The organism is Martelella sp. AMO21009 (assembly GCF_053484295.1).
Map to the genome: position 1 here is coordinate 1 of NZ_JBAKFR010000064.1, position 1,751 is coordinate 1,751.

Annotated in this window: 2 protein-coding genes and 1 pseudogene; 2 read left to right on the forward strand and 1 reads right to left on the reverse strand. The window is 61.2% G+C overall.

From position 1 onward, the window contains the following. Position 1 precedes the first annotated feature (1 nt). On the reverse strand, positions 2 to 457 hold the full coding sequence (locus V6766_RS25435) for an Lrp/AsnC family transcriptional regulator (RefSeq protein ID WP_448471024.1): 456 nt from the start codon (positions 455 to 457) through the stop codon (positions 2 to 4). Positions 458 to 574: 117 nt separating this feature from the next. On the opposite strand from V6766_RS25435, the gene V6766_RS25440 reads away from it, so the two are divergent. Both V6766_RS25440 and V6766_RS25445 read left to right on the forward strand, forming a co-directional pair. Beyond that, complete coding sequence (locus V6766_RS25440; RefSeq protein WP_448471025.1) at positions 575 to 1,624, forward strand: ornithine cyclodeaminase; 1,050 nt, start codon at positions 575 to 577, stop codon at positions 1,622 to 1,624. 2 nt (positions 1,625 to 1,626) lie between these two features. Further along, positions 1,627 to 1,751, forward strand: a pseudogene (locus V6766_RS25445) (citrulline utilization hydrolase CtlX); the annotation flags it as partial.

Here is a 1,751-nt window from a genome sequence, read left to right on the forward strand (position 1 = left end):
GTCAGACGCTGCTTAAAAGCAGGCTGGTTTCGCTGTTGGAGACGCCTTCGATCATCCGGACCTCGCGCAGGACCCGGTCGAATTCGGAGAGCGTCGAGGTGCGGATATTGGCGACGAGGTCCCAACTGCCGTTGGTCGTGTGCAGCGAATAGACCTCCGGCAGGCCGCGCAGCTTGCGGATCACCTGGGTCGTCGACTTGCCGACAACCTCGATCATCATCACCGCATGAACCCTGTCATCCTCGTAATCCTCGCGCACCCTGACGGTAAAGCCCATCAGGGTTCCCGTCTCGATCAGCCGGTCGAGGCGCTTCTGCACCGTGCCGCGGGCGATCCCCAGCGTGTCGGAAAGCTTGGACAGCGAGGCGCGGCCATCGCTGCGCAGATGCGAGATGATCTCCCGGTCGAGGCGATCGGGCACGTATTTGGCCGTGGTATTGTGGCGTTCACTGCTCAAATTGATCAACCTGTGTGACCGTATTTACTGATTTTGCCGCATATTTAATACAATTTTGCGCTTTTCGCTAGCATCGAAACCGGCTTAGGTGTCTCGAAAGAACCAGAATGAAGAGAGATCGATATGCCGTCACCTTCCACCAAAGCCTATGTGCCGTTCGTCAGCGTCGAGAACATGATGCGGCTGGTGCACGGCATCGGCATCGAGACGATGATGAGCGAACTCGTCGAAGCGCTGGAGGAGGATTTCCGGCGCTGGGACCAGTTCGACAAGACGCCTCGCGTGGCCGCCCATTCCACTGAGGGGGTGATCGAGCTGATGCCGACCTCCGATGGCGGTCATTACGGCTTCAAATATGTCAACGGCCATCCCAGGAACAAGCTGACGGGCCACCAGACGGTGACGGCGTTCGGGCTTCTGGCCGATGTCGCCACCGGCTATCCGGTCCTTCTGAGCGAGATGACGCTGCTGACCGCCATCCGCACGGCGGCGACCTCCGCCATGGTTGCCCGCCATCTGGCGCCAAAGAGTGCCACAACGATGGCGATGATCGGCAATGGCGCGCAGGCGGAATTCCAGGCGCTGGCCATGAAGGCCGTCGTTGGCATCAAATCGGTCAGGCTCTACGACATCGATCCCGAAGCCACCGAGAAGACATGTCGCAATCTGGCAGGCAGCGGGCTGTCGGTGAAGGCCTGCCGCTCGTCCGAGGAGGCGCTGGAGGGCGCCGAAATCGTCACCACCTGCACGGCCGACAAGCAGTATGCCACGATCCTGACCGACAACATGGTCGGGGCGGGCATTCACATCAACGCCATCGGCGGCGATTGCCCCGGCAAGACCGAGCTGCATCCCGATATCCTGAAGCGCGCGACCACCTTCGTGGAATATCCGCCGCAAACGCGCATCGAGGGCGAAATCCAGCAGATGGGCGATGACTACGCGGTGACCGAATTCTGGCGGGTTCTGGAGGGAAGCCAGGCCGGGCGGACCGATGAACGCCAGATCACGCTGTTCGACAGCGTCGGCTTCGCGATCGAGGATTTCACCGCGCTCAGCTATGTCGCCGAGCGGATCAAAGGCACCGAACTCTACGAGAACCTCGACATGATCGCCGATCCGGACGACCCGCGCGACCTGTTCGGCATGCTGCAGCGGGCAGTCTGATCATGGCGCGCCCGTTCTTCTTCTCGCCGCAGGCGGCCAGCGCCGTGGTCATGGTCCGGCCGCATCATTTCACCGTCAACACCGAAACGGCCAATGACAACCGGTTCCAGAAGCTTCCCGAAACCGG